The sequence below is a fragment of the Anaerolineae bacterium genome (assembly GCA_016931895.1).
GTDB lineage: Bacteria > Chloroflexota > Anaerolineae > 4572-78 > J111 > JAFGNV01.
In genome coordinates this window covers 1-4,620 of sequence record JAFGDY010000191.1, presented here as the reverse complement: position 1 = coordinate 4,620, position 4,620 = coordinate 1, and the positions used below count along the sequence as shown (strand labels likewise).

General features: G+C 54.5%; 4 protein-coding genes. 2 read left to right on the top strand and 2 right to left on the bottom strand.

Annotated features, from left to right (window positions below):
• The first annotated feature begins 36 nt into the window (after nt 1-36).
• Entirely contained in the window at nt 37-384 is a 348-nt protein-coding gene (locus JW953_14095; protein ID MBN1993827.1) for a hypothetical protein, read from the top strand.
• Nucleotides 385-468: 84 nt separating this feature from the next.
• On the opposite strand, the gene JW953_14090 is transcribed toward JW953_14095, so the two are convergent.
• Complete coding sequence (locus JW953_14090) at nt 469-3,105, bottom strand: PD40 domain-containing protein (protein MBN1993826.1); 2,637 nt, start codon at nt 3,103-3,105, stop codon at nt 469-471.
• 1 nt (nt 3,106) lies between these two features.
• On the bottom strand, nt 3,107-3,880 hold the full coding sequence (locus JW953_14085) for a glutaminyl-peptide cyclotransferase (GenBank protein ID MBN1993825.1): 774 nt from the start codon (nt 3,878-3,880) through the stop codon (nt 3,107-3,109).
• A gap of 422 nt (nt 3,881-4,302) precedes the next feature.
• On the opposite strand from JW953_14085, the gene JW953_14080 reads away from it, so the two are divergent.
• Complete coding sequence (locus JW953_14080) at nt 4,303-4,587, top strand: BrnT family toxin (protein ID MBN1993824.1); 285 nt, start codon at nt 4,303-4,305, stop codon at nt 4,585-4,587.
• The last annotated feature ends 33 nt before the right edge of the window (nt 4,588-4,620 follow it).

The following is a 4,620-nucleotide window of genomic DNA, read 5'->3' as shown; positions in this document are numbered from 1 at the left end:
ATCCAGGCAGTTCAATTGCCTTCAGGAGACCTGCTTGTGGCTGCCGAAAATAATGGCCAGGATTACCAAACCAAAGATGAAATCATTGCCCGGCACTTTGCCCATCTGAAAGGGCAAATAATAAACCCGTACACAGCCGAAAAGAAATACGGGATTCATCGTAATAATTTCATTAGATGGGCACGGGCCGGATATATAAAAATTATCCACGAGGAAGAGCGTCTGCTTGAATTGAACGCAGCCGATGTGGCTTACTGCGCTTATGTCTACGAAAAGAAAAAATTAGAAAACGAGGGTAGGATTGCTGGCGCCAAAATCTTTGATGAAGACGGCAACCCTTGTCAGGTGAAATATCCCGATCTGGCCGCGCAGCGCCGAAAATGATTCTGTAATTTTCCCAACCTTAAAGTTTTATCTTTTTAAGTGGCTTTTCGCCACTTTTTTTTCCCCCATTCCTTTTTGTTATCTTTAATACACCCAATCAGGCCGGCTGCCCGAGCCAACCACCTCCTGCGTTTCGCCCGTTTCCACATTCAATATAAAAATTTTGGTGGCCAATGCCTCGGCCAGCGAATAGGTGTGAAAAAGCAAATAATTGCCATCGGGCGACCAGACGGGCGTGCCATAAATCATTTCCGACTCCTCGGTTAGCGCGCGGCCCTCGCTGCCGTCGGGCCGCATCAGCCATAGCCAACTGCCGGTGGTAGCGCCGCCCGGGGTCAGACCGCGCCGCACTACCACCAGCCATTGCCCATCCGGCGACCAGGCCGCGGCGCTATCCATCACGGGTTTATCGCCCGGTTTTGACGCCTCACTTAAGTCGGTCATGGTTTCAGTTTCCAGATCATATCGGAAGAGATGGATGAGCGAACGTTGGCCCGCATCCCACACATTTGTCACCAGCAACCCCTCACCCCGGGGACTCCAAACCACGGGCGCGCCGGTTTGGGTATTGAGGGAATTACGGCGACCGTCGGCCAGGTGATAAAGCTCCATCTTGCCGCTGCCGGGATAAACGTAGCTCAACCACAAACCATCCGGCGACCAGCGAGGATTGAAGCCCGGCCACCGGCTATCTTGAAAAATGGGGCCGGTCTCGCCGGTCTCCATTTCAAACCACCACAAAGACGGCAAACCGGCGGTGGCGTCCTGGGAAGTAGGATTAATCCGTTCGTAAACCAGCCGCCCCCCATCCGGCGACCAAACCGCGCCGCCGCACGCGGCATCTGGACAGGTCAAAAGTTCCCGTGGGGCGTTGCCATCAACATTGACCAGCCCCAAATCGCTGCCGCCATCATCGCGCATAGCGGTGTAGACCACCCTTGCGCCATCGGGCGACAGGGCATATCCCTGCACCCCCAGGGGGTTTGGGGTAAGCTGCCGGGGAGAGGTGCCGCCGGCCAAATCAAGGCGGAAGATTTGGCTTTTTCCCTGTTCATCGCCGTCCATATAAAGAATACCGGCCCGGTCAATAACAAAAGGTGGGGGCGGGGGGATGGCCAATGGCTCCGTTTGAGCGGCATTGGGCGGTAGACCGGCTGTTTGGGTAAACTCCGACCCTGTCGTAAAGACGCCGATATTTCTAAACGCGGCAATGGTCAAAACCAGCCCCAGGGCCAACACAATGACGGCGCTGGCCACAGGCATCAACGGCGCCCAGCGATTGAAGGCATCCATTTTGTCGAAGAGGCGGCGGCTGTGGACCATGGCCAGGCCAATAAAAATCAGCACCACCGCCAGGCCCAGGCTAAAGGCCACAATCAAGGATAATCCCAACATTATACGGTTAAGGGCAATGGCCACCAGCAGGATAGCAATAGCATCCGGGCAGGGCACCAGCCCGCCGCTAACGCCCAGCGCCACCAAAGAGCGCCAGGATACATCTCCGGCAAGAGGGGCATGGTGATGATGGTGGTCGGGCGAATGGTCGTGATGATGGTGATGATGGTGGCCGGGCGAATGGTCGTGATGATGATGATGGTGATGATGATGACCATCATGGGGATGATCATGATGATGACCGTCATTGTGATGACCGTCATCCCCTACCGTTGCTTTGCGCCAGATGCGCCACCGTTGGTAGAGCAGCGATGCGCCCAGGCCCACAATCAACAAGCCTGAAATGATTTCCAGGATAAAAGAAAGATGGGTAGGCAAAATATATTGCGAGGCGGCCAGGGTAATCAAGCCCAGCACAAACACCGAGCCGGTATGGGTCAACGTAACAATGGTCCCCAGGCTAATGGCGTGCAGGGTGGTGCCGCGCGACCCGATGAGATAGGCCGCCACCACCGTTTTGCCGTGCCCCGGCGTGAGCGAATGTAACGCTCCCAACACTACGGCAATGCCCAACGCCAGCAGGTAAAAGGGGGCGGACAGTTCGGGGGCGCGGACCAGGTCGGTTAGCACGGCAATGGGGCGATTGGCTTCTGCCGAAGCTGCGACTGTTTGGCCCATGGCGCTTTGCAGCACGGCCCGGCTGGCCAGCGCCGGCAGCGACGGCGTGCCGCTATCCCAATAGGTTTGCCACTCCTCGTCAGCGGCCACCGGAGTAGTCTCGCTGCTCTCCGGCAGCAAAAAATCAACTTCAAGCCGACCATTATCCTGAGTGGGTTTTTGAAATAAAACCCCTTCCAGACCATGCAGATAAAACCAATTAACGCTGATGGCTTCCTGATATTGATTGTTCAAGGTGAGTTGATGCTCGCCGGCCAAATTTGCCGGCCAATCCGCCGCCAGGTGAATCAGGATTGTTTCATCACCCGTTTGCATAGCGTTAAAGTCGGTGGGCCACTCAATCCCTTCCAAACGCCAGGCCAGGGCAGAGTCGTCAAACGCTACCGAAAAGCCAGGCAAAATGATTTCCGCCCAGGCTTGCGCTTCGGCAGAGCTGACAGCCTGGTCGCGGTTCCGGTCAACGTCGGTGTAAACCAGCGGCACCAGCAGCGGCCCCAGAAAAACAGACCAGGTCAACCGCAGCCCGGCGGGAGTCAGGTGGATGGTGTGGGTTTGAAAATACATATCGGCAGGATGGGCCTGGGCCGGCCGGCCGGTGAGGATCAGGCAGCTTATCATCAACATGAAGACGGTAAGATAACGCAACAATTTATTCCACCAAAACCAGTTCAATTTCAAACAATTTGGGCCACAATTTTCCGGTCACAAACAGCCGGTCGTTTTCGGCATCGTAGGCAATGCCGTTGAGTACGTCAACCGGCTGGCTAAGGTCTGCGGCGGTCAACAAACCGTCTAATTGAATCCAGCCCAGCACCCGGCCCGTTTCCGGATTAATGCGGGCAATACGGTTGATTTGCCAAACGTTGGCGTAAACCTCGCCGTTGATATATTCCAGTTCATTCAGCCTGACTACCGGCCCGTGACCGTCGTACACTTCCACCCGGCCAATTTCGGCCAGGGTGGTGGGGTCCCAAAAATAGAGGGTGGCAGTGCCGTCGCTCATCATCAGGCGCTGGCCGTCGTGGGTAATGCCCCAACCTTCGGTGGGGTAAAAGAAGGTTTTTAACAGGGTAAAATCTTCTTGATCGTAAACAAAACCCATCCAGCTCTGCCAGGTCAACTGAATGATCTGGCCATCAAAAATAACAATGCCCTCGCCAAAAAGTTCAGCCGGCACGGCAATGCGCTGCAACACTGCCCCGGTTTCCAACTCAACCTTACGCAACGTTGATTGGCCGTAACGGCCGGTGCCTTCGTACAAAAAACCATCCACGTAAACCAAACCCTGGGTAAAGGCGTCCGGGTCGTGAGGGTAGGTGTTGATGATCTTATAAGTATAAAGCGCCGTTTGGCCAGGTTCGGCAGAATTTGGGGCCGGGGCGGGGGTAGGCGTACTTACCGGCGAGAGCGGGGGTGTAACCATAAACGTGGGTAGGGTAGTGGGCGAGGGCGGGGCAGGCGTAACCGTTGGTGTTAGAGTGGGTGAAGGCTGCAATGCAATCAAACCAGGCGTTGGCGGAACAGAAGTCGCCTGTTGCCCCTCCTTGAGAAGAAATACCAAGATGGCCAGAACAATACCCCCCAGGACAATCTTGAGAGATAGAGAAATGGTCGGCCGGATAGAGTGTTTAGACTTTATGCGCATCTTATTTTGCCCCACCCCAGGTTTTTCCTTTTTTTTGGGTAGGGTACACGAAACGAGGCTAACAGACAAGTTTGTGCCCGCCTGCCAAAACAGGCAGCGATTCTCGGTTTGGCGGAAAGCGGCCCTCAATCCCGCCCCACCGGGGGGCCGGTTCTCCCCCCGGTGGGGGGAGTTAGAGGGGGGCCGCCAACAATCTACTCATGAAATTTGAGTGGGACGAAGACAAACGGCGTACCAATCTCCACAAGCATGGTCTGGATTTTAATGATGATGCCTTTGTCGTGGAAGACCCACACGATGATTATGACGAAACACGTTACATTCTCTTGGGAATGTTGGCGCAGAGCATCATAGTCATTTCTTTTACTGTCCGCAAGGATGAGATTATTCGTATCATCTCAATGCGAAAAGCATCAAAACGAGAACAAGAGAGTATAATGGACCCCGAAATTTGGACACTCAAAAACGGAATTAATGTCCTATAATAAAAGGATGAAAAAACGATATAACGCTACCTT

Bases quoted from the DNA above. Each gene is read 5' to 3' on its own strand.
- JW953_14080 (MBN1993824.1), top strand. From the start codon at position 4,303: ATGAAATTTGAGTGGGACGAAGACAAACGGCGTACCAATCTCCACAAG.
- JW953_14085 (MBN1993825.1), bottom strand. From the start codon at position 3,880: ATGGTTACACCCCCGCTCTCGCCGGTAAGTACGCCTACCCCCGCCCCG.